Raw genomic sequence first — 23,027 nt, 5'->3', positions numbered from 1 at the left:
GGTGCTTACAACGTGAATATACTCAATAATTATTTTCAAGAGTTAAGCATTGGTCGATTGAAACGCCTACCTTATTTAGGTTATCAATTATTGCTTTCAGTATTCATTTTTACTTTTATTGTGTTAACAATTATTTTAATGGGTGTTGGTGAACATATCGTTTCAGGGGATTTAGAGCACGCCCAAAATACGATAAGAGAATGGTTTACCCTGCCTTTTTTGTTCGTTTTTGCCTTGTTTATGGGGGCTGTTTGTTTCTCTTATGTAAATATTGCAGCAAAAAGAATCAGAGATACTGGATTACCGGGATGGATAACATTGGTGATTGTACTCTTGCTTGAGTTCATAGCGGTGGCTTTGATAAGCGAGCAGGCAAGTTATGCAATGCATATGATTTTTAGTCTATTTATATTATTCACACCGAGCGATCAATTTAAAAGCTTGAGGAAGTGAGTCGATAAAGAATATTTAAAGTTAACCGTTTTAATCTATTGAAATAAAGGATATTTAATGAAAAAAACTATTACTCTAGCTGTTTTAGCCGCTGCACTTATTACAGCAAATGCTTTCGCTAAAGAGAAACAAACAATCGATTATGGCACGGTAACTTCAGTACAAGTAACAACACCCGATTCAACCATTGCCCGTAATGCGTTTATTGGCGGTGCCATAGGTTTGGCCATAGGACATGATTTAAAAGGAGCGCTTGATGGTGGAGCGGCAGGTTTTGCGATAACTTCTGCAATAGAAGGTGATAGACGTGTTTATTTATACACGCTTAAGGTGAATAAGCAGACTAAGAAAATATTAATTGAAACCGGCCGTTTAAGTGAAGGTGAATGTGCCGCAATTGAAACGCATGGTAAACATATTAACTTAAGAGGCGTGTCGAATAGCTTCTGTATTAATCCTAACCATAAAGCACTCAGCTCAGCAGACGTTGTTGCTCAGCAAAAATCACAAGCTAAAGCATGTGATTTAGCTAGACGAGAAGCATTGACGGCTAAAAGTGATAAAGATATTGATCATGCTTTAGTTAAAGTAAGAGCTTTGTGTGAATAAAAGTACAAATTCATAATGATAAAAGGAAATAATTTATGTTTACGATTCTTAAAAAAAGTATGATTTTGATTCTGTTGCTTGTCGTTTCGGCTTGTTCAAATACCATCTCCTCACTTGACCCAAACCAAACAGGCAGTGATCATGTTTATCTTATTTCAAAGCAGGTGGCTACACGCATTATGTTTGCTGCAATGAAAATAGAAATTGATGAAAAAAATATTAAAGTACTCACTTCGCCTCTGGTTGGTTATGAGGGCAGTGTTCAATGGGGCGTTGATAAAGATAAGATAACGCTACTGGCTAAATCTATGAAAGGTATGAAAGGCGGTGTAGAAGTTGAAGGTTATGCCTTTTTTGCAACACACAGCGGTACGGCGCCAGCAGCAGGTGAGCCTACCATAGAGCGTCTTATTGACCGTGTTGCTAAAGATGCTGAGTTATTAGGACAAAAAGCAGAGTTGCTCAAGTAAATGCATTTATGCACTCGAATAATAAAGTGGTCTTTGGGCCACGTTAACTTGCCATGATCTCCTCAAAGCGTTCAAAGATTTTTTTATAGCTCATTAAAATAAAATACGATACTACCACCGGTAAGTGCGCTGCCTTTATGAATATTAATGCCGATACCAATATTATCCGCTAAAGTCGTAAATTTACGCGTGTCGAGTAATAAACCTACCCCAAATTCATAGAAATGATCCGTACCTAAACTATTAACCATATCGCCACCAATATCAGAACGTTGAATTTTTACATAAATTGATTCAGCATGAAATTTTGATTGATTAACATTAAAGTGAAATTTAAAGCCATTGTTTAAACGCCAACCAGTCGGTTTTGCTTCTTGGCTAGACTTAGCGCCATTAAATGTTATGCCAGTAAATACATTTAAATCGTTGCTAAACTCCCACTTTCCCCAATCTTTGTTTTGGCTATAAGTTAGCTTTACATTAGGTTCAATAATGAAAGCATTAGCTGATAAATTTAAAAAAATGCCATCTAATTCATCTTGGAATTGCTTTGATTCTTCGCTGTTATAATTGTATTTATTTTTATGGTGCATTAAATAGGAACCAACTCTTGTTCTTAAATTCCAATTCTCATTAAGTTGACTATGTAGGCTATAGGCGAGATAGGCAGAGTAAACTTCATCTTTATTATCATCAGACATGGTAGAGCTAGAGAGCAAGTCACTTTTATTTTCTTGCTTAAGGTAAGAGAGCGATGCGGTTATTTCATCTCGATAAAAATAGTTAGGATTTTCTTTTTTAGCCTTATCTTCAGACTTACTTTTAGATGTATCTTTAGTCAAACGCCAAGTATAAGGGATACTGTAAACGGTTAACTCATTTCTTAGCTTGATAGAGTCACTTTCAGAAAAACTCTTTTCGTGGGGTTTTAATAACTTGTCGGGATCAAAGTTGCCAACACCCAAGGTTATCGTTTCTGAATCTGTTAGTACGACAGAGGTGGAAAATAGCTCTTCAAAATGAGTTTTATTATTAGCGATTGAATGATGACTTAATAGAGATAATATTAAGAAAACCAGTGTTTTAAAATGAAATTTTTGTTTAATTAACATCTAATTAGGTGTTTTATAAAGTCAGTATATTATTTATTCAGTATAATTAATAAAAATAGATTTAACCACGAAAAGATTAATTTATACCCTAGAGGTTAGCATGGACTAAATTTGCCATGTTATTGATATAGCTCAATAACAGACTTGGATAAGTTTATAATTTTTATTAACTATCTGACTTTATCATGTATAGTTTGTAGACAGTTATCCCACATTACTTTTGAGTCAAGATTATCTATATGAAGCATATTCACAGTTATTACTCTCCGAACAATTTGTATAATAAAATAATTGAAGGTCTCAATAATCTAGGTAAAGATTTATCTAAGGTCACACCTGATGACCTTCAGCCTGTTGATGAATTTCATATTCGTGGTGATATCGCCACTAAAGAGCTGATTGAACTTGGTAATTTCACTCCTGATATGCACATCCTTGATGTGGGTTGTGGTGTTGGCGGTTCAACACGTCGCTTGGCACATGAAACCGGTTGTCATGTTACCGGTATAGATTTAAGTGATGAATACATTGACGCAGCAGAAAGATTGACACAATTACTCAACATGCAAGACCATGTTAAATTCAATGTTGGTAGTGCGCTGGAATTGCCCTATGGGGACAATACTTTCGATGGTGCTTGGTCAATTCAGATGAATATGAATGTCGAAGACAAGTTGGGTTGGTTAAAAGAAATGTATCGTGTACTCAAACCTGGTGCGCGTGCTGTATTGTATGAGGTGTGTGGTCACGAAGATAAACCTATTTATTTTCCTGTGCCGTGGGCTCAAGACAGTTCGATGAGTTTTTTGATACCAAAAGAACCATTCCGCGAGTTAATTGCATCCACTGGTTTTAAGATTGAAGTTTGGAACGACAAGACCGATTTGGCACAAAAGGCCTTTGCACGCATGAAAGAACCTACGGGAGAGTCGACACTGCCAGAACTAGGTTTACATATGCTAATTGGCAATGACATTAAGACCAAAGCTTATAACATGCGTCGTAATCTTGATGATGAACGTATTAGTTTGATTGAAATTTTAGCGGTAAAATAATTTATTCATCGCCATACAAAAAATTATGGCTTAAGTTAATTATTAAGGACATAGCTATTAGATGAAATAACTATGCGCTTTACTAAGAATAATTAATCCTAAGGCATCTTGAGTCAAATAAAATAGGCTAAACTTGCATACTAAATAATGTTCAACATTAGTTGAGCACTACTTAGTATCAGTATCACTGTTGTTAGCTTTATAATTTAAATTTTGTTAACTGGGCATTTAATTCATAAGCAAGTGACAACAAATGCTCGCTAATCTCTTTCCCTCGAATAGCATCATCACTCGATTTTTCAGCCACATTACTTATATTAACGACATTAATATTAATTTCATCGGCGGCTAAGTTCTGCTGCGTCGCTGCATCTGAAATTTGACAGTTAAGTTCGTCTAATTCCTGAATTTCAGCACTAATACTTGTCAATAAGTCAGCAACATTGGCAACATCTTCTGCTTTTTCGCTGGCTTGTTGACTCACCACATTCATTGAATCAACAGCACCTTTTGCGCCTATTTGTAATCGACTCATGGTCACGTGTATTTGCTCAATGGATTCACGAGTACGTGTTGCTAAAGAACGGACTTCATCGGCGACGACAGCAAAACCTCTACCTTGTTCGCCAGCTCTTGCCGCTTCTATCGCAGCATTTAACGCCAATAAATTTGTTTGCTCAGCAATGGCGGTAATGACTTCTAAAACACTGCCGACTTCATTAGTTTTATTGCTTAAGTCAGTGATCATCGCTGTATTTTCAACAACCTTATCTCTGAGATCATTAATGCCAACCCTCGCTTGTTCAACAAGAATTAACCCTTGTGAGGTCCTTTCATTTGCTGAAACCGATTTATCGGCTGCACTTTGCGTATTATGTTGCACTTCATTTGCAGAGGTATCTAACTCATTGATTGCAGCAGCGACAGAGTCAGTGCCATTTTTTTGCTCTAACACTGCTTCGAGTGTTAGCGAAGATATTTTATCAACTTCTTTAGCTGATTCAGTTAATTGTTCACTAGCTTGGGCAATTGACATGAAGCTAACTTTAAACTTATTCATCATGTCATTTAGCGCTATGCTAACGGAACCAAGTTCATCTTGATAATTAACTTTAATTTCTTTATTTAAATCGAGCTCTTCAGCAGCCGTTGTAATAGAGTTGCTTAGGCGTTTTAATCGGAAGAAAATTAGTTTTCTCAGGGTAAGGCTTAATAAGGTAAAACAAATTAAGGTAATGACCAATTGTAAAATTGCAGCTTGGGTAATAGAGCTGGTGATTTCTTTATCTACTGTTGATAAGTCATAGGTAAGTTTTACCGCACCTAATATTTCATTTTCACTAACCTGATGGCAAGTTAAGCAATTGGTACCGCGATAATCTGAACTCGCTTTGACAGGTATAATAAAGCTCATCATACGCTTTCCATCAAGTTCAAACTTTTTGAACGCTCTTTTACCTGCTAAACCTTCTCGTTCGAATGCACTTTTCGCACTCTGATCAGAGAAGCCTTAACCAAACACTTTATTAACCGCTTGAGTACGTAGAATTCTTGCTTCTACGATATCGTCTTGGCTGAGAATTTTATTTTGAATAAGTTGTCGATTAGCTATAGTGCCAGTGAGCATCATGGTATTGACAGAGTCAAAGTAATTAAGTGCAAGGCTTTCAAGATTTCGTTCAACAAAGTGCTCTGCCAGCTCTTTTTCATCATGATGAAAAAAGAAAATCGTTGTACTTAAAAAAATAGCGCCAATTAAGGTTAGTGCTAAGTGAATTTTTTTAGCCAGTGACAGGTTTTTTAACATATTGCTCGTTCCTACTATAACAATAAATAATTCCCTTTATTGAACACTGCTCATCCTAAGCAAGTTCTAATCTACCTCGATTGTATATAGCTTAAACTATAAATATAACCACTACTTACAGGTTTCTTGATCTAGTCTGTCTAATTATTGTTAGTTTATTTTTCTGCTCGGTATTAATCGTATTATTGCTATCATTCAAAGCACTCTACAACATGTACCTTGATTGCTAACGAGTATATATCTCCTGCTTATTTCAACTATTTTTTAAATCCTGTGGAAAATTGTTACTAACAGGTTAAAGTTAGCATCATATAAATATATTAAGTGTCATTTTTCTATTTGGTCACATGAAATGGCATATCTAATCAATACCTTAGTTTAATTTGTAAACAATAAGTGGGAAAAACATGAAATCATTTAATGGCACGGGTAACTATATTGCCTCTAAAGCACTGCAACTTGCTGTCAATGCGGCAATTACACTCGAACGACCTTTGCTAATTAAGGGTGAGCCGGGCACTGGGAAAACTATGCTTGCGGAAGAGTTAGCATTGAGTTTAGGGACAGAGTTAATTCCTTGGCATATCAAATCAACCACTAAAGCTCAGCAAGGGTTATATGAATATGATGCGGTATCACGTCTTAGGGATAGTCAGCTAGGCGATGAAAAAGTTCATGATATAAGTAACTACATAGTAAAAGGAAAACTGTGGCATGCTTTTACGGCTGATCAAAGACCGGTTTTATTAATTGATGAAATAGATAAGGCTGATATTGAATTTCCTAATGATCTGTTATTAGAACTCGATAAAATGGAATTTTTTGTTTATGAAACGCAAGAGAAAGTTGTTGCTAAGCAAAGACCCATTATTATTATCACCTCAAATAATGAGAAAGAGTTGCCTGATGCCTTTTTGCGTCGTTGTTTCTTTCATTACATTAGTTTTCCTGAAGCAGAAGAAATGAAAGCTATTGTTGATGTGCATTTTCCTAACATCAAACAAAAACTGCTTGATGAAGCGTTAGCGCTATTTTTTGATCTTCGCGAAATACCGGGTCTTAAAAAGAAACCTTCAACTTCGGAATTGATTGATTGGTTAAAGTTACTGTTAGCTGAAGATATCGATATTGACGTTTTACAAGAAACTCGCACCAAAAAAGTGATCCCGCCTTTACATGGCGCTTTATTGAAAAATGAGCAAGATGTACATTTGTTTGAAAAGCTTGCTTTTATGCATCGCTCTCATCGATAAATAGAATCACCAGAGGTCAAAAGTCATATGTTAATTGATTTTTTTTGTAAATTACGAGACTACAAAGTGCCTTGTACCATACGTGAATTATTAGACTTGATTCGCGTATTAGAGCAGCACGTAGTGTTTGCTAATATTGATGATTTTTATGTCGTTAGCCGCGCAGTTCTGGTAAAAGACGAAAGTTATTTTGATAAATTTGATCGTGCTTTTGCGGACTATTTTAAAGGCGTATCAACCATTGAACTTGATTTGTCGGCAATACCTGAAGATTGGCTAAAGAAACATTTTGAAAAAATGCTTTCTGATGAAGAAAAAGCAAAGATTTCAGCCATGGGCGGTTTAGACAAATTAATGGAAACCTTGGCTGAACGCTTGAAAGAGCAGGAAGAACGCCATGAAGGGGGTAATAAGTGGATTGGCACGGGTGGTACATCGCCATTTGGTGCAAATGGTTACAACCCAGAAGGTGTAAGAGTGGGTCAAGAAAACTCTCGACATCGCCAAGCCGTAAAAGTGTGGGATAAGCGTCAATATCGAAATCTAGATGATAACGTTGAAATTGGCACACGAAACATCAAAGTTGCCCTGCGCAAGCTTCGAAAATTTGCGCGTACTGGTGCCAGTGATGTATTGGCACTTGATGATACGATATCTGCTACCGCTCGTAATGCGGGTTATCTTGATATTAAGATGAAACCTGAGCGACACAATGCCATTAAATTACTGATGTTTTTTGATGTTGGTGGTTCCATGGATGATCATATTAAGGTGTGTGAACAACTGTTTTCAGCGGTGCACACTGAATTTAAGCATTTAGAATTCTTTTACTTTCATAATTGTGTTTATGAGCATGTATGGCGAGACAATAACCGTCGAACCAGTGAACCCGTTGATATTCATAAAGTCATTCATACTTATGGTAGTGACTATAAAGTGATTTTCATTGGGGATGCGACGATGGGACCTTATGAGATTACTTATCCTGGCGGTAGTGTAGAGCACTGGAATGAAGAGCCTGGCAGTGTTTGGATGAAAAGGTTATTAAGCCATTTCGATAAGAGTATTTGGTTAAACCCACAAGAGGAAAGGCAGTGGTCATATTATAGTTCCATCGATATTATGAAAAGCATTGTTGCTAATAAAATGTATCCTTTAACGGTTGAAGGGTTAACTCAAGGTATAAAGGCACTACTATAAGTCGTATAACGTCTCAGACTATACGATTGTAAGGAGATAACTAGGAGCATTGAGAAGGGCCCTAGTTATTATCTGGAGGGGAAAGGAGTGAAGGAATAGCGATTTACGACATTATGTGTCTAAGTTAATTGAGGTTGAGGTTCATTGCATTCAGATGAATTGCTGAAGCGAGTTTTGACGCAGAATCATAACTATTTCTTTACAACATTTTCATTATGCTTTAGCGATAATTTAGTGTTTAATAAAATAAATGTTTACTTTATCAACAAAGCCCAGTATATTGCCCAACATCAATTAGCCTTCCTCATCTAATTGGTGTTAATCCCCAGTGATTTTTTCGTGTTTTGTCTTTCCCTTTCACAGTCAGCCAACACCTTAATAAAAAGTTATTAAATTAAAGCTTTTTGCTGCATGAGATCCCGAGTCATTTTCGGTTAGTTCATCGTATTATTATCAATTATGTATATGCAGTTATGGGCTTTTTAATGTTGCGTTTTACGCAATTAAAGTAGTTATATTATGTCTTATACTTATCAAGGTAAGATTTACGCTATTGAAGCACCAGTAAAGTCTATTTCAATCAACAAATTAAATGTTGTTGTTAAAGACCAAGCAGGTTCAAAATTGTTTAAATTTAGCCAGTTGAATGAGTCTAAAGATTTTCTAGCTATGTTATATCAAGCATAACAAGCAGAAATCATAACCGTTAGTTTAACTATCGGTTAACCCAAAAAAACCAGAATTACCTTTATAAGGTATTCTGGTTTTTTGCTTTTAACGTGGTAACAGTTTAAATAAAAATGTATTAATCCACTTTATTAACAGTCACTTCTAGATATTTGCTATTACCTGCATACCACTTTTGAACGTAAATAGAGCCTAAAATTGGTGGCATGCCATCCTTGGGGATTTCTTTATAGCGAACACTGTTCTTGTTTTCTTTTTCGAGTTCAAATTTAATTTTAGTTTCAGACATATTAGTATTATATTTTTTGGTTGTAGCTCAGTAGTTTATATAAAATTACTTGAGCAAATAAGTGGAAAGTAGCGACTTAATTGGTCTTAGGTGTAAATATCTCCAATCATTTCAACTTGGGTAAGGTAAATGCGTAAGTCTAGCTCTAATTGATGATAATCGGGCAGCATGCTTTGACATAACTTATAAAACGGCTTGTTATGCTCCTTTTCTTTTAGATGTGCTAATTCGTGCACTACTATCATGGCTAAGAAAGCTTCAGGGGCCTTTTTAAATAGGCTACCTATACGTATCTCATTTTTACTTTTAAGCTTGTTGCCTTGTACGCGAGATACATATGTGTGCAGGCCTAAAGCATTATTAATGATATGAATTTTATCGTCATATTTTATCTGACTTAAAGGGGATGACTTTTTCAAATACTGGTTCTTTAGTGACATAACATAACCACGTAGGGCTTTGTCGTTAGTTACCTCATGGACCGTTGGGTATTTGTTTAATAAATACTTCTCTAAATTTTTTTGTTCGAGCATTTGCTGAACTTGCATTTGTATTTGTGCTGAGTAAGCAGATAAATACTTTAATTTAGGAGACTCAAACTCTGCATTTTTAAATTTTGATGGCATAAATTATGATAGATAGTTAGGAACGTTTGCGTTATATGAGCATCATTAATTTAGTAATGGCTCAGTTATTGTGTGTTTTGTCTGCGTTAATTCAGCGCTATTATACTTTTTCTTTTCCAATAGTGTAGTGAGTTAATTAGATATTTTATTTATTAATGGGCTGCTGTCTGTAAAGTTCTTTATAATTTGATATTATAATCTGCATGACGCATAGGGCTATATTTGTGAAACCAGCCTGATTATTACTAACGCTATACCTAATATTAAATAGAGACAATTAATGAACCCGATTATTCAAATTTTAAAAGAATTAAATATCAGTGATGAAAAAATTAGTGAGATGTTTCAGGCGCTCACTGAAAACCCTATGATGGCAATGGCATTCATTACACAACTTGGTATTCCACCAGAGAAACTACAAGCTATTATGAGTTTAGTCATGGCAGACCCTAGCCTTATTGAGCAAGCGGTTAATGAACTAGGTTTAGACTTTTCTAAAGTCGAGGAAGCAAAAGCTAGATTAAAAACAGGTGATGTTTAATGAGTACTCAAGAAGTAAATATGACTGTAGCTGATTTTATCAACCAGTTAGATTTAAATGCCGAACAAGTAAGCTTTGAACAAGTAATGCAAATTATTAGTGAAAACTACCGTTATCTACCTGCAACGTTCAATAATGGTGATTTACTTAATGAAGCTGGCACGAATGAAGGTTCATGCAAGATATTTTATTTTGCCAAACTTAATCAGTTAACTGAACAACAAACGTTAGCTTGTTTCGGCCGTTTCTATCGTGAAGACGTGGTAAATAATCCACAAGGCAATGACCACGGTAATATTCGTAACTTTATGCAAAGTGGTTGGAGCAAGGTCGAGTTCAACTCTGTTGCTTTAACGCCACTAGCTTAACCCCCCAAGTTAAGCTTATTAACTAAAGTTATTAGATAAAGTGTATAAGTTTATGCACTTTATTAATTTCTACACTAGCTTAACTATTATTTAGCGTAATTCCTCTCTAGCTTTAACCAATAAAGCCTAACGTAAGGTGATCTCTTTGAAATATATCCATGTTGATAACCAGCAATCATTAGTGTTTAGTCAAACCGACATGCCTGAACTGGCGGCGGATGAGTGCTTGATTAAAGTTCACGCTATAGGAATTAATCGAGCCGATTTATTGCAACGCGCTGGCAAATACCCAGCTCCTGCGGGAGAGTCACCAATCCTTGGTTTGGAAGTTTCGGGTGAAATTGTACGATGTGGAGAGGCGGTTTCCGATAATCATTTAGCAAAGCCATGGCAGGTAAGTGATAAAGTTTTCGCTTTAGTTGCAGGTGGCGGATATGCGCAATATGTCAAAGTAAAAGCAGGGCAACTATTTTGTTTACCCGAGCAATTTACTTTTGAACAAGGAGCAGCTTGTGCGGAAGTGTTTTTAACTGCTTATCAAAGTTTATTCAGTATTGCTAAGTTAGCGGATAAAAGTAAGGTGCTTATACATGCGGGCGCGAGCGGTGTGGGTAGTGCTGCCATACAACTTGCTAAAGCGAAGCAATGTCATGTTACGGTCACTGTGGGTAGTGAATCTAAAGCGAAAGCGTGCCTAGCTCTTGGCGCTGATTGTGCTATAAATTACCAAGATACGGATTTTGTTTCTTGGTCTAAAAAAAATATACCTTCAGGTTAAGATGTCATTATTGATGTTGTTAGTGGTGAGTATTTAGCTAAAAACATTAATGTTTCGGCGCTTGATGGACACATAGTTACTTTATCAATGTTAGGTGGACGATATTGCTCGCAAGTTGACATAGCAAAGCTGTTGGCAAAAAGATTAACGTTATCTGCTTCAACGTTACGTAATCGCAGTGAGGACTATAAAGTTCAGCTCGTTGCTAGTTTCATTAATGATTTCTATGCGGACTTAGTTGATGGTCGAATTCAACCGATCATTGACTCGGTTTATCCATGGGATCAAGTTGAGCAGGCCCATGAAAAAATGGCAAATAATAAGAATGTTGGTAAATTAGTTTTACTCGTTAGCTAATTCTTAATTAGTGGCATAAAGCTAAGGGTTAGTTAAGCGCTTATCAAGCATTAACTAACCACTAATTTTATACCATTAATTGTTTATTTTTTTAGCTACTTTCATAATAGCTAAAGAGATAAATACCAGTAGGGCACCTAAAGTAAAGCCAACGAATAAGTCGATTAACAGTGGCGTAAGCAAAACTAATATTCCTGAAAAAACAGGAAGGTTACTTGCAAAGTGTGTTGCGGATTCAATAGTGTGATGAAACGCCGGTACGCCATGAGTAATAAGTGAGCCACCGACTAACCACATAGCGATAGTGCCTGCAAAAGCTAAAAACTTCATTAATTTCGGCGCAAAAGAAATCATAAAATAACCTAAAGAACGTTTTGCTTTTGCCCAAAGGTTTACAGACTTATCTTGAATCAGTAAAAGACCACCATCATCAATTTTTACAATACCCGCCACTAAGCCGTAAACTCCGATTGTCATCAAAATAGCAATAAAAATTAAGACTGATATTTGAGTTGTTATCGGTTTGTCTGCGACAGTTCCTAATGCAATAATTATAATTTCTGCTGAGAGAATAAAGTCAGTTCGGATAGCACCTTTGATCTTATCTTTTTCATAAAGGGTAATATCTATATTTTCATCTTGCAGTGCAGTTACTAGTTCTTCATGTTGCTCTTTCTGCTCTTCTTTATGGGAAAACTTATGCCACACTTTCTCAAAACCTTCGTAACACAAATAAGCACCACCGAGCATTAACAAAGGCATTATTACGATAGGTAGAAAGTAACTCAGTAATAAAGCAATGGGTACTAAAATGGCTTTATTAAGCATAGAGCCTTTAAAAACAGCCCAAACGACGGGTAGCTCTCGGTCTGCTTTTAAGCCGCCAGAAAGTTGCTCAGCATTTACAGCCAAATCATCACCGAGAACTCCTGCGGTTTTTTTAGCGGCAACTTTTGATAAAACAGCTACATCATCAAGTAGCATGGCAATATCATCCAATAGGGTTAGTAAACTTGCACCAGCCATAGAAATCCTTGTAAATTTTTTTTGTGTAAATTATCAGTGCTAAGTAAACACTATATTTATCTTAACGGGATTATTCAATGATAAATACTCAATGACAATAATTAAAGGATAGTATTGATTATTAATGAGTTATTAATTGATTGTTAGAGAGGGTATTAAGAGAGATATAGGCAGATTCAATGTCGAAGGGTATAAAAAAACCGATAAAAAAATTTATCGGTTTTTACTATTCAATTGGCTTTAAACTTCAGCTTAAACGCGCGCTTCTTTAGCTTCTAAAGTACACGCTTTCTCTTCAATGATTAAGCCAGCTTCAACTGCGTCGATTGCGCGTTGGTCATGCTTGTTAGCAGGACAGCCACAAGTGTGAGCGCTAACGTTATGTAAACGAGCTTGCTCTAAGTGCCATTGTGCTACTTTGATATGTTGGTCAACATTCATATTATTCTCCAGGACATTTTGATGAGTGAAATTATCAAGATTGATAAGATGGCTAGATTGTAATGAAAATTTCGACAGTGTCTAGAGCAGATACACTATAAATGACAATAAATTAACAATATGTTTTAATAATAGAATAAAGGGTGGCAATATGTTGATATTTTGTAGTCCTAAATATAACTGTTTGACTTACTTGATTAAGTCTTTCACATCGTGGTAAATCAATACGCAGAATTATGGAGATAACTAGTGATCAACCCCATTAGTGAAGGTATAAAAAGGTTACGTGCTCAGCATAAACTAACGCAAACTAAGTTAGCTGATATGGCTGATATCCCACGAGCAACATTGGCTAATATGGAAAGTGAACAATCAAATCCAAGCATCACCTTGGTTGTTAAAGTAGCACAAGCATTGGGTGTCTCAGTTGATGATTTAATCAGTCGGCAATCAGCGCATGTTACCGAGGTATCTCGTAAAGATATGCCGGTGATTCAATTAGATGATGGTAAATTTTCTAGCACCCGAACGAGTCCTATTAGTACGCAGAAATTACAAATAAATGATATTAGTATGAAGCCGAATTGTTATAGCAAAGGGGTGCCACACCCAGAAGGTAGTCATGAGTTGTTTTTGTGTTTGGAAGGGATTGCTTGTGTTGAAGTACAAGGAGAAGAGTACATGGTGGAGGCTGGTAACTTAATTTATTTCCATGGTCATCTTCCTCACTGTTATGGCAATAAAAGTTCGAAACAGGTAAATGCTGTTGCGGTGGTCTTTATGGCTTAGTTAATCGAAGTAATCACTTTGGAATTTTTAAAAGGGGAGTTTATATTGAATTGGTTATGGATATTGAGCTTTCAACAGACAGTGTTAATTTTCGGTAATTAATGAGTACTAGAGTGAGGGATTGAATCTAGATTTTATTTGAAGATAGATATTGAATGTCTTGCGGGTGCCAGATTTTAAACAGGTATGATAAATTTTATCGATTTATTTATAACCGCTAGGAGGGTTATAGCGAGTGATTTATTAGAAATATTTAGATTGGTTGCGGGAGCCAGATTTGAACTGACGACCTTCGGGTTATGAGCCCGACGAGCTACCAGGCTGCTCCATCCCGCGTCCGAATGACCTACAATAAAGTAGGAAGCCAAGTTATTTTAATTCAAACTTAAGAATAATTTTTATACTTATCTTTTAACAAACAAGTTGGTTGCGGGAGCCAGATTTGAACTGACGACCTTCGGGTTATGAGCCCGACGAGCTACCAGGCTGCTCCATCCCGCGTCCGAATGGTTTAAATATTACTATTACTAGAAAATACTTAAACAAGCCAAGTTGTTTTAATTCAAACTTAAGAATTTACTTTTTATACTTATCTTTTTAAAGAAACAAGTTGGTTGCGGGAGCCAGATTTGAACTGACGACCTTCGGGTTATGAGCCCGACGAGCTACCAGGCTGCTCCATCCCGCGTCCGAATGGTTTAAATATCACTATTGCTAGAAGTACTTAAACAAGCCAAGTTGTTTTAATTCAAACTTAAGAATTTACTTTTTATACTTATCTCTTTAAAGAAACAAGTTGGTTGCGGGAGCCAGATTTGAACTGACGACCTTCGGGTTATGAGCCCGACGAGCTACCAGGCTGCTCCATCCCGCGTCCGAATGGTTTAAATATCACTATTGCTAGAAAACACTTAAACAAGCCAATAATTGTTTTAATTCTATTATCAGAGAATTGGTTGCGGGAGCCAGATTTGAACTGACGACCTTCGGGTTATGAGACCGACGAGCTACCAGGCTGCTCCATCCCGCGTCCGAATGGTTTAAATATCACTATCGCTAGAAAATACTTAAACAAGCCAATAATTGTTTTAATTCTATTATCAGAGAATTGGTTGTTGGAGCCCTATCTTATGAAGAGGGAACTGACGACCTGCTATTTATACTTTAGCGAAGTTGGTTGCGGGAGCCAGATTTGAACTGACGACCTTCGGGTTATGAGCCCGACGAGCTACCAGGCTGCTCCATCCCGCGTCCGAATGGTTTAAATATTACTATTGCTAGAGATTACTTAAACAAGCCACAATATTTTACTTCTTATTGCGAGAAGATTCTTTCAGAAAGGTTACTCCCTGAAAGCGATGCGTATAGTAAGGATAGAGCATCGATAAAGCAAGCGCTTTTATAAAAAAAACACCGTTAGCATAAATGTTATTCGTTACGTGTGAAAATCAGGCAGTTTCGGACAGTTAAAGTTAACTTTTGTTTATGTGCTTTGCGTTTGTGTATATAATCGCGCCCATAGTTTACTCTGCTGCTTACTCCGGAAAGTCACCATGAAAGAATCCACGCAACAATTTTTAGCTTTAACCTCTCCAGGGATTGAAGTTTTACTGTTCGATGAAATAAAAAGCCTCGGCGCATTTAACGTTATACAAAAACCAGAAGGCGTTTATTTTCAAGCTTCTTTAGCTTTGGGATATAAAATATCTCTTTGGACTCGTCTTGCTACTCGTATCATGCTCAAAATAGGTGAAGGCGAATCGAAAGATAAAGATGAGTTGTTCAAAGCCGCTAGTAGTATTAACTGGCCAGATATCTTTAACTCAACGACTACCTTTGCCATCGACTTTGTTGGTTACAGTGAAGAGATACGTAATAGTCAGTTTGGTGGCTTAACGATTAAAGATGCGATAGTTGATCAATTTAGAGAACAAGGCTTTGAACGCCCTAATGTTGATAAAAAAGCACCACAAATCAGTTTTCAGGCTCGCTTGCTAAGAGATAATGTTACCATTTTTCTTGATTTTTCCGGCCGAGGTTTATTCCAACGTGGCTATCGTGAGCACAGCGGTGCAGCACCTTTAAAAGAAAACTTAGCCGCAGCATTGATAATACGTTCGGGTTGGTTAAATGATACCAGCAAGCCATTGGTTGATCCTATGTGTGGTTCCGGCACTATTTTGATTGAAGCGGTTTCAATGGCAGCTAAGCAAGCACCTGCTATTAACCGACAATCGTGGGGTTTTGAGTCTTGGTTATCTCATGATGACGCTGTTTGGCAAAAACAACTAACGCTAGCGATAGACAGCTCTGAAGAAAATATGTCTAACCTCAAAGTGAAAGTCTTTGGTATCGATATAGATGAACGTGTAATAAGAACGGCGCAACAAAATGCCCGTAATGCACAATTACACCAATATATTGAGTATACCTGTAAAAACACCAATGACATGGATAATACCTTTGGACAGCCGGGTACCATTTTATTTAACCCTCCTTATGGTGAACGTATTGGTGAATTACCTGAGTTAGTAGAAAACTTCGTTTTATTCGGTCAAAAACTTAAAACACAGTTTAAAGATTGGCGTATTGCCATATTAACGGCGAATGTTGATTTGCTTTCTATGTTGAAACTGTCGAGTTTTAAGCGTTACAAATTTAAAAATGGTCCGTTAGATTGTCAATTAGCTTTATATAATCTTGATGCAAAGCAAACGGCAAAAGATGTGTTAAATCCGCAATCTGACTTTGCTGAAGAAGATAGCGCGTTTGCTAACCGTTTAAAGAAAAATCGTAAAAATTTAAAGGGCTGGTTGAAATCAAATAAAATTGAAGCATACCGTTTATATGATGGTGATATTCCAGAATATAATGTTGCCATTGATCTTTACGGTGAGTACTTAGTGATACAAGAGTACGCCGCGCCAAAAACTATTGAAGAAGATAAAGCGCAAAAACGTCTGCAAGAAGTTATTTATTGGGCGCCGAAGGTATTAGATATTCCAAGAGATAAAGTGATTTTGAAAACGCGCGCTAAGCAAAGAGGCGCTAATCAATATGAACGATTAGAAAAAACGAAACAATCGCTGACTATTAATGAACATGGCGCCTTGTTTAAAATTAACTTATGGGATTACCTCGATACAGGCTTGTTTTTAGATCACCGAAAAACGCGTCAAATAGTTGCGAAGAAATCTCAAGGTAAATCATTACTTAATTTATTTGCCTACACGGGATCGGTATCAGTACAAGCTGCGGTACAAGGCGCAGCTTCGATTACTACCGTTGATATGTCTAATACTTATTTAAATTGGGCAGAAGATAACTTTGCTTTAAATAAGTTGAACGGTCATAAATATCAATTTATTCAAGCAGACTGTTTAGATTGGTTGAAAAAGAATGTTAATAAATTTGACATAATATTTATCGATCCACCAACATTTTCTAATTCAAAGCGTATGGAAGATAGCTTTGATGTACAAAGAGATCATGTTGATTTAATCACAGATGCTTTAAAATCACTTAATAGAGGTGGTGAGATATTTTTCACTAATAACAAACGTAACTTTAAGATAGATTTTGAAGCGTTAGTTGAATTGGGCCTAACTGCAGAAGCAATGTCTGATGTTACGCGTGATAAAGATTTCGCTCGTAATAAGCACATTCATAATAGTTGGTCTATTAAGCGTACAGCGACATAAGTAAGTAGATAGCAATAATGAATAAGTATAATTTGTATGGTAGCGATGGCTGTCATTTATGTGAACAAGCGTTAGCCATTTGTTTAACGGTATTGCCTGTTGAGCAGTTAACGCAAGTTGATATTATTGAACAAGAAAATGTTGACCATGAAACGAAAACACTGGTCGAGTTGTATGGTGTACACATTCCCGTACTCGAAAAGTTAGCACAAAACAGCAGTGAAAATACGAAACTGTTTTGGCCATTTACCCAAGCGCAAGTTGAACAACTAAGCCTGTAGCAATTACAAGAATTATGGAATTATGGAATTATTAAGAATAGCCAATGGTGAGCTTGCCTTTGGCGAAGATAAGATTTTAAACAAAGCAGATTTAAGTGTACAAACTGGCGAACGCATATGTTTAGTCGGGCGTAATGGTGCAGGTAAGTCTACTTTAATGAAAATATTAATGGACTTGCAAGGTTTAGACGATGGTCAGATTTTAAAGTCTAGTACCATGAAAATGTCAATGTTAGAACAAGATCCACCAGAATCATCTGATATCACAGTGTTTGATTACGTTGCTGAAGGGGTAAAAGAAAACGCCGAACTTATCCGTCGTTATCACGCCTTAATTCACTTGATTGGCGAAGATCCAAGTGACAAAAATCTTAACAAGTTAGCAAACGTGCAAGAAGAGCTTGAAAAAGCGAATGCTTGGCTAGATGAACAGCGCATTGACCAAGCAATGACTACTTTATCATTGGATGCAGACGCAAGAATTTGTGATTTATCTGGTGGTTGGTTACGTAAAGTTGCGTTGGCTAAAGCGCTTGTTACGAGCCCTGATATCTTATTGCTTGATGAGCCTACTAACCATTTAGACATTGAAAGCGTGTTATGGCTAGAGCAATTCTTAAAGGACTTTGCCGGCACTATAATATTTATTAGCCATGATAGGGCGTTTATCCGTGGACTATCTACCCGTATTTTAGATTTAGACCGCGGTAAATTGAAAAGCTACCCGGGTGATTATGACTTGTATATCGAACAAAAACAGCATGATTTACAAGTAGAAGAGCAACAAAACTCGCTATTTGATAAAAAATTAGCGGAAGAAGAAGTATGGATCCGTCAAGGGGTTAAAGCCCGTCGTACCCGTAATGAAGGCCGAGTTCGCTCGCTAGAAAAACTTCGTCTTGAACGTACAGCTCGTCGTGATGTGCGTAATCAAAGCACCATGAATATTACTCAAGGTGATCGCTCTGGCAAGCTGGTCTTTGAAGCTGAAGATGTTAGTGTAGCCTTTGGTGATAATGTAGTGATTGAAAACCTCAATCTACTTATTTCTCGTAATGATCGATTAGCCTTAATAGGTGCTAATGGTACGGGTAAATCAACCTTAATTAAGCTCATCATGGAAAAGCAAGCAGCAACGAGCGGAAAAATGCGTTCAGGTGTTAATTTAGATATTGCTTATTTTGATCAGCATCGCGAAGCCCTTGACTTAAATCTAACTGTGCAAGAAATTGTCGGTGAAGGTAAACAAGAGGTTATGGTTAATGGTCGTTCTCGCCATGTATTAGGTTATCTACAAGACTTCTTGTTCAGTCCTAAGAGAGCCCGTACTCCGGTAAGAGCTTTATCAGGTGGAGAGAAAAATAGATTGTTACTTGCACGATTATTTTTACGTCCTAGTAACTTACTTATTCTCGATGAACCAACGAACGATCTTGATATCGAGACATTAGAATTATTGGAAGAGGTTGTTGCAAATTATGCTGGAACTGTTCTTTTAGTGAGCCATGACCGTGATTTTGTTAATAACTGTGTGAATACTTGCTTGTATTTTGATGGTACAGGGCAGATAAATCAGATTGTTGGTGGCTATGATGATGTAGATGAATACCTTGCTTTAAAAAAGGTACAGCGTCAAAATATGGCAGAAGGTGTACAAGAAAAAAGCAATCAAGAAAAGCAGACTAAAAACAGCGCTACTTCTGCTCAAAGCAACGGTTCGACAGAGCCTAAAGTGAAAAAGAAAAAGCTATCATTTAAAGACGCACGTGAACTTGAAATGTTGCCTGAAAAAATTGATGAATTAGAAAAATTGATTGATTCACTGCAAGCACAAGTTAATGATGCTGATTTTTTTAGCAAAGATGATAAAACAACGCAAAAAGTTTTGAACCAGTTGGCAGAAAGTGAGTCCAACCTTGAGATCGTTTATGCTAGATGGCAAGAACTCGATGATCAATAGTAGTAAACTAATTGTAGTCCTAAATAACAGCCTTTAATTCGTTTAACGTAAACGAATTAAGCAGATAACCTTAAAGAGTAAGCAAGTAGAATGAAGCAATTTGCAAAAAATATATTGGCGTTAGGAGTTACCAGTGCTTTAAGCGTCGGTTTCCTTAATTTCAGCCACGCTGCTACTTATGAAGTAGTCGACAAAGGTAATGCAGAAAACCTTGAGTATACTTACGGTAAGAAACAAAATATCCAAGGGGTTATGGCTGTTTCTGGTACTAATATCTATAATTTTCCAGTGCAGTTTGAACACTTAAGTGAAACTGATTTTAATAGTATAAGAAGCTTTGCTTTGCAATTTCATGACTACCAATTTGGTTTGGATGAAATTGAAGATTTTGAGGCGTTAAAGGCTGGAAATCCAACAGCTAATGACTTAGCTTGGACCAAGTTATTCCTACAAGATAGAAATTCATCATCGCAAAACCCAAATTTTGAATATCAAATAGTTGGTGATACTGCGGCCATGACTAATCTAGGTGATGGCAGCCAAAGTAGTGAAATACGAATATTTGATACTGGATTTGACGGAACATATAGCGCAGCAAGCGTAATTACCCGTTCAACAATTGATGTTATTGAAGGCGTCACCGATAGCAATATCGCTTTTGGTACGGCATCGGCGCCTTATTTAGCAATGCCGGAATTTACTGATAGTTCTGGTAATCTCCATACCCATTGGGTCAGAGAACACGGACAACGAGGATTCTTTTCTCCTGATAATGGCGTGACAATTTACCCAGTCCTTCCTATTGAAACTCGATATGGTGGTGGTATTTCAGCTGTTTTTGATATGAATGAAAATGGCAGTGCTGTTGGTTATAGTAGTTATAAGTTGAGTGAACTTAGAGAAGAGTATGTACTGGATGAAACTGGTGGTTGTGCCGATCCTGGTCTTGTAGATGATATTCCTTATGAAATTTGTGTACAGAAAGTTCAAAGTGGTATGTATTATATCCAAGCATTTAAGGCAACATTATCGGCTGATAACGTTGTAGAAGCAGAGCAGTTGGGTTTGTTAGTTACCCCTCATGTTGACGATACTAGAGCTTTTTCTAGCCAAGCGCTTGCGATTAATAATAGTGGAGTAGCTGTCGGCTATGCCCATGGTTGGGATGCTAATGATGTTACCACCCCTACATCAACTCAGCCATTGAGCGGCTCTTATGCGGTAATATTCAAAGAGGATGAATTGGGTAATAAAGTTGTTTTTGATTTTAATCAGTTACATTATAGATTTAATACCAACTCAGTTTTTTCATTTTCTAGAGCATTAGATATTAATGACAATGGTTTGGCTGTTGGTTATACCCATGACATTAGTACTTCTGTTAAAAAGTTTTTTTATGTTGATACCACTGTTCCTGAAAGTGAAATGAAGCTTATCACGCCAAAAGATTTCTTTACTACCTCGAAGAGTACTGCTTTTGCAGTCAATTCAACCGGTATTATTGTCGGTGAGGCAGAAATAGAAAGCCATAATGATAGTACAAATAATCCTCGCCGTACTGCTGGTTTTTTGTATGATACTTCAAATGATTCACCAGTAATCATAGATGTGAATACACTGCTAGAATGTAATTCTGAATATAATGTTCTTAACGCCAGTGATATTAACGATGAAGGGTTAATATCCGCTACTGCCGTTATCAAGTCCGATAGTTACGATGCTAAAGGTGAGTTAATACTTGATGAAAGTGGTAATGCAGTAAGAATTGATGTTGTAAGAGCAGTCTTACTTAAGCCAATTCCTAAAGGTGTGATTGATGATTGTGCTGCGGTTGAAGAGAAAGTAGAAAGACAAGGAGCAAGTATTGGCAGTATTGCTATATTAGCCTTGTTTAGTTTATTGGGTCTTCGCCGAAGAATTTTTAATCGTTAATTTTTGCAAAGAGCAAATTTAATAGCTTAATTATTGATAGTTAAGCATAAAAAAAAAGCACCATTGAGTGCTTTTTTTATGTCTAAAATTTGACGTTGAAATTCATTGTATTTCAACTTTTTTGAACTATGCTTAGTGAAATTGGGCAATATCTATTTGATGAATGATTTTTCTTTTGAATAATTATTTATTATTAAAACTGATATTGATGTCTCTGTTAAGAACAACCAAGGAGCGTGTATTTATGATGAAGCGGCAAAAACGCGATCGCCAAAGTAGGGCACATACAAGAGGTTACCAAGCAGGTATATCTGGTCGTTCTAAGGAACATTGCCCATACCAAATTGATGCAATAAAGTCACAGTGGCTTGGCGGATGGCGAGAAGCCATAGAGGATAAACAACAGGGGCTGTTTAAATAAACAATTACTTGTTATACCAAGAACAGTTCAATAATATTTTAACCCATTTGAATCTATTAAAAAGCCCAGCAAATTGCTGGGCTTTTCGATCTAAACTTATAGCGTAAGTATTTATTAGCAGTGAATTAATACTTTACTAAAATAACGGCAAAGCTACTTTAGAACTTACTTGTATCAGTAAATAAACCTACTTTAAGATCTTTAGCTGTGTATATTTCACGTCCGTCAACACTAACACTACCGTCAGCAAGACCCATGTATAGTTTACGTTTGATAACACGCTTAAAGTCTATTTTGAAAGTAACTTTCTTTGCTGTCGGTAATATCTGACCGGTAAATTTAACTTCACCTACACCTAAAGCACGACCTTTACCTGGACCACCAGTCCAAGCTAAGAAAAACCCAACAAGTTGCCACATAGCATCTAAGCCTAAACAACCAGGCATTACCGGGTCACCCTTAAAGTGACAATCAAAAAACCATAGGTCAGGTGTAATATCTAATTCTGCTAAGATGAAGCCTTTACCATTTTCACCGCCTTCTTCAGAGATGGTGATTATGCGATCCATCATCAGCATGTTATCAGAGGGAAGCTGTGAATTACCTTCACCAAATAATTCCCCAGTGCCTGCTTTTACTAGATCTTCTTTACTGTATGAGTTTTGTTGTGGCATAGCCATAATAAGCTGAAATCCGATAATAAATTTTAGGAGACTACTTTAGCGTACGCTTGTACACTAAACAACTCTGAACAGTTAAATATTTAAAAAAAGTGTCTTATACCAAGTACATTAATTAATTGACCACTTAGCGATAATTAAAAGGCTTAGAGGCAAGGCATTGATTGAAGAGAATGGTTATTCCCTTGTCG

25 protein-coding genes and 6 tRNA genes are annotated in these 23,027 nt (G+C 36.7%); 17 read left to right on the top strand and 14 right to left on the bottom strand.

Features of this window, described 5'->3' with window-relative positions:
• Positions 1–12 precede the first annotated feature (12 nt).
• From ESZ36_RS11350 to ESZ36_RS11340, 3 genes are read left to right on the top strand one after another with little or no spacing between them, the layout of a single operon-like run.
• Positions 13–453, top strand: a complete 441-nt coding sequence (locus ESZ36_RS11350; protein ID WP_146787796.1) for a DUF805 domain-containing protein — start codon at positions 13–15, stop codon at positions 451–453.
• 57 nt (positions 454–510) lie between these two features.
• Positions 511–1,062 (top strand): hypothetical protein, encoded by a 552-nt coding sequence (locus ESZ36_RS11345; protein WP_146787794.1) that lies wholly within the window; start codon positions 511–513, stop codon positions 1,060–1,062.
• A gap of 35 nt (positions 1,063–1,097) precedes the next feature.
• Positions 1,098–1,532, top strand: a complete 435-nt coding sequence (locus ESZ36_RS11340) for a hypothetical protein (RefSeq protein ID WP_146787791.1) — start codon at positions 1,098–1,100, stop codon at positions 1,530–1,532.
• Between the two features lie 83 nt (positions 1,533–1,615).
• On the opposite strand, the gene ESZ36_RS11335 is transcribed toward ESZ36_RS11340, so the two are convergent.
• Complete coding sequence (locus ESZ36_RS11335; RefSeq protein WP_146787788.1) at positions 1,616–2,644, bottom strand: Solitary outer membrane autotransporter beta-barrel domain; 1,029 nt, start codon at positions 2,642–2,644, stop codon at positions 1,616–1,618.
• A 239-nt stretch (positions 2,645–2,883) separates the two neighbouring features.
• On the opposite strand from ESZ36_RS11335, the gene ESZ36_RS11330 reads away from it, so the two are divergent.
• The gene (locus ESZ36_RS11330) at positions 2,884–3,699 is read left to right on the top strand and encodes a class I SAM-dependent methyltransferase (RefSeq protein ID WP_146787785.1); all 816 of its coding nucleotides are present in this window, start codon (positions 2,884–2,886) and stop codon (positions 3,697–3,699) included.
• 199 nt (positions 3,700–3,898) lie between these two features.
• Here the strand turns inward: ESZ36_RS11330 and ESZ36_RS11325 are convergent, their stop codons facing one another.
• On the bottom strand, positions 3,899–5,116 hold the full coding sequence (locus tag ESZ36_RS11325; RefSeq protein WP_146787783.1) for a methyl-accepting chemotaxis protein: 1,218 nt from the start codon (positions 5,114–5,116) through the stop codon (positions 3,899–3,901).
• Between the two features lie 93 nt (positions 5,117–5,209).
• Entirely contained in the window at positions 5,210–5,506 is a 297-nt protein-coding gene (locus tag ESZ36_RS11320) for a hypothetical protein (RefSeq protein WP_146787780.1), read from the bottom strand.
• A 407-nt stretch (positions 5,507–5,913) separates the two neighbouring features.
• On the opposite strand from ESZ36_RS11320, the gene ESZ36_RS11315 reads away from it, so the two are divergent.
• The 3 genes from ESZ36_RS11315 (at position 5,914) to ESZ36_RS22525 (ending at position 8,646) form a co-directional block, all read left to right on the top strand.
• Complete coding sequence (locus tag ESZ36_RS11315; RefSeq protein WP_101154827.1) at positions 5,914–6,759, top strand: AAA family ATPase; 846 nt, start codon at positions 5,914–5,916, stop codon at positions 6,757–6,759.
• A 27-nt stretch (positions 6,760–6,786) separates the two neighbouring features.
• Positions 6,787–7,959, top strand: a complete 1,173-nt coding sequence (locus tag ESZ36_RS11310) for a vWA domain-containing protein (protein ID WP_146787777.1) — start codon at positions 6,787–6,789, stop codon at positions 7,957–7,959.
• Between the two features lie 519 nt (positions 7,960–8,478).
• Positions 8,479–8,646, top strand: coding sequence for a hypothetical protein (locus ESZ36_RS22525; RefSeq protein ID WP_011044058.1), 168 nt, complete (start codon positions 8,479–8,481; stop codon positions 8,644–8,646).
• A 118-nt stretch (positions 8,647–8,764) separates the two neighbouring features.
• Here the strand turns inward: ESZ36_RS22525 and ESZ36_RS22520 are convergent, their stop codons facing one another.
• Positions 8,765–8,935, bottom strand: a complete 171-nt coding sequence (locus tag ESZ36_RS22520) for a hypothetical protein (protein WP_170235828.1) — start codon at positions 8,933–8,935, stop codon at positions 8,765–8,767.
• An 86-nt stretch (positions 8,936–9,021) separates the two neighbouring features.
• Entirely contained in the window at positions 9,022–9,561 is a 540-nt protein-coding gene (locus tag ESZ36_RS11305; RefSeq protein ID WP_146787775.1) for a M48 family metallopeptidase, read from the bottom strand.
• A gap of 280 nt (positions 9,562–9,841) precedes the next feature.
• Between ESZ36_RS11305 and ESZ36_RS11300 the strand changes: the two genes are divergently transcribed.
• The 4 genes from ESZ36_RS11300 to ESZ36_RS11285 all read left to right on the top strand — a co-directional run bounded on the left by ESZ36_RS11300 (position 9,842) and on the right by ESZ36_RS11285 (position 11,605).
• The gene (locus tag ESZ36_RS11300) at positions 9,842–10,102 is read left to right on the top strand and encodes a DUF2999 family protein (protein ID WP_146787772.1); all 261 of its coding nucleotides are present in this window, start codon (positions 9,842–9,844) and stop codon (positions 10,100–10,102) included.
• Positions 10,102–10,470, top strand: coding sequence for a HopJ type III effector protein (locus ESZ36_RS11295; RefSeq protein ID WP_146787769.1), 369 nt, complete (start codon positions 10,102–10,104; stop codon positions 10,468–10,470). Before ESZ36_RS11300 ends, ESZ36_RS11295 begins: the two co-directional genes overlap by 1 nt.
• A gap of 145 nt (positions 10,471–10,615) precedes the next feature.
• Complete coding sequence (locus tag ESZ36_RS11290) at positions 10,616–11,248, top strand: alcohol dehydrogenase catalytic domain-containing protein (RefSeq protein WP_146787767.1); 633 nt, start codon at positions 10,616–10,618, stop codon at positions 11,246–11,248.
• A 6-nt stretch (positions 11,249–11,254) separates the two neighbouring features.
• Positions 11,255–11,605 (top strand): zinc-binding dehydrogenase, encoded by a 351-nt coding sequence (locus ESZ36_RS11285; RefSeq protein ID WP_146787764.1) that lies wholly within the window; start codon positions 11,255–11,257, stop codon positions 11,603–11,605.
• A gap of 75 nt (positions 11,606–11,680) precedes the next feature.
• Here the strand turns inward: ESZ36_RS11285 and ESZ36_RS11280 are convergent, their stop codons facing one another.
• The gene (locus ESZ36_RS11280) at positions 11,681–12,631 is read right to left on the bottom strand and encodes a DUF808 domain-containing protein (RefSeq protein WP_146787761.1); all 951 of its coding nucleotides are present in this window, start codon (positions 12,629–12,631) and stop codon (positions 11,681–11,683) included.
• 252 nt (positions 12,632–12,883) lie between these two features.
• Positions 12,884–13,072 carry a hypothetical protein gene (locus ESZ36_RS11275; RefSeq protein WP_101154834.1) on the bottom strand — a complete coding sequence of 63 codons (189 nt, stop codon included), beginning with the start codon at positions 13,070–13,072 and terminating at the stop codon, positions 12,884–12,886.
• Between the two features lie 249 nt (positions 13,073–13,321).
• Here ESZ36_RS11275 and ESZ36_RS11270 point away from each other — a divergent pair, with 249 nt between their 5' ends.
• A complete protein-coding gene (locus ESZ36_RS11270; RefSeq protein ID WP_146787759.1) occupies positions 13,322–13,861 on the top strand; it encodes an XRE family transcriptional regulator in 540 nt (179 codons plus the stop codon).
• Between the two features lie 259 nt (positions 13,862–14,120).
• Here the strand turns inward: ESZ36_RS11270 and ESZ36_RS11265 are convergent.
• The 6 genes from ESZ36_RS11265 to ESZ36_RS11240 all read right to left on the bottom strand — a co-directional run bounded on the left by ESZ36_RS11265 (position 14,121) and on the right by ESZ36_RS11240 (position 15,112).
• Positions 14,121–14,197 (bottom strand) — tRNA-Met (locus tag ESZ36_RS11265).
• A gap of 88 nt (positions 14,198–14,285) precedes the next feature.
• Positions 14,286–14,362: transfer RNA gene (locus ESZ36_RS11260), tRNA-Met, on the bottom strand.
• 110 nt (positions 14,363–14,472) lie between these two features.
• Positions 14,473–14,549: transfer RNA gene (locus ESZ36_RS11255), tRNA-Met, on the bottom strand.
• Between the two features lie 109 nt (positions 14,550–14,658).
• Positions 14,659–14,735: transfer RNA gene (locus ESZ36_RS11250), tRNA-Met, on the bottom strand.
• 79 nt (positions 14,736–14,814) lie between these two features.
• Positions 14,815–14,891: transfer RNA gene (locus ESZ36_RS11245), tRNA-Met, on the bottom strand.
• A 144-nt stretch (positions 14,892–15,035) separates the two neighbouring features.
• A tRNA-Met gene (locus ESZ36_RS11240) sits at positions 15,036–15,112 on the bottom strand.
• Positions 15,113–15,414: 302 nt separating this feature from the next.
• Here ESZ36_RS11240 and rlmKL point away from each other — a divergent pair.
• The 5 genes from rlmKL to rmf all read left to right on the top strand — a co-directional run bounded on the left by rlmKL (position 15,415) and on the right by rmf (position 22,156).
• On the top strand, positions 15,415–17,562 hold the full coding sequence (gene rlmKL, locus ESZ36_RS11235; RefSeq protein ID WP_146787756.1) for a bifunctional 23S rRNA (guanine(2069)-N(7))-methyltransferase RlmK/23S rRNA (guanine(2445)-N(2))-methyltransferase RlmL: 2,148 nt from the start codon (positions 15,415–15,417) through the stop codon (positions 17,560–17,562).
• 17 nt (positions 17,563–17,579) lie between these two features.
• Complete coding sequence (locus ESZ36_RS11230; RefSeq protein WP_146787753.1) at positions 17,580–17,843, top strand: glutaredoxin family protein; 264 nt, start codon at positions 17,580–17,582, stop codon at positions 17,841–17,843.
• 22 nt (positions 17,844–17,865) lie between these two features.
• Positions 17,866–19,803, top strand: coding sequence for an ATP-binding cassette ATPase Uup (gene uup, locus ESZ36_RS11225; protein ID WP_146787750.1), 1,938 nt, complete (start codon positions 17,866–17,868; stop codon positions 19,801–19,803).
• A 90-nt stretch (positions 19,804–19,893) separates the two neighbouring features.
• Entirely contained in the window at positions 19,894–21,735 is a 1,842-nt protein-coding gene (locus ESZ36_RS11220) for a DUF3466 family protein (protein WP_146787747.1), read from the top strand.
• A gap of 247 nt (positions 21,736–21,982) precedes the next feature.
• Positions 21,983–22,156, top strand: a complete 174-nt coding sequence (rmf, locus tag ESZ36_RS11215) for a ribosome modulation factor (protein WP_011044044.1) — start codon at positions 21,983–21,985, stop codon at positions 22,154–22,156.
• Positions 22,157–22,314: 158 nt separating this feature from the next.
• Here rmf and fabA read toward each other — a convergent pair whose 3' ends face one another.
• Entirely contained in the window at positions 22,315–22,830 is a 516-nt protein-coding gene (gene fabA, locus ESZ36_RS11210; RefSeq protein WP_011044043.1) for a bifunctional 3-hydroxydecanoyl-ACP dehydratase/trans-2-decenoyl-ACP isomerase, read from the bottom strand.
• Positions 22,831–23,027 lie beyond the last annotated feature (197 nt).

Source organism: Colwellia demingiae, from assembly GCF_007954275.1.
Taxonomy (GTDB): Bacteria; Pseudomonadota; Gammaproteobacteria; order Enterobacterales; family Alteromonadaceae; genus Colwellia; species Colwellia demingiae.
Note: the sequence above shows the minus strand (reverse complement) of the source record. Positions and strands in the feature narration are given on the sequence as shown.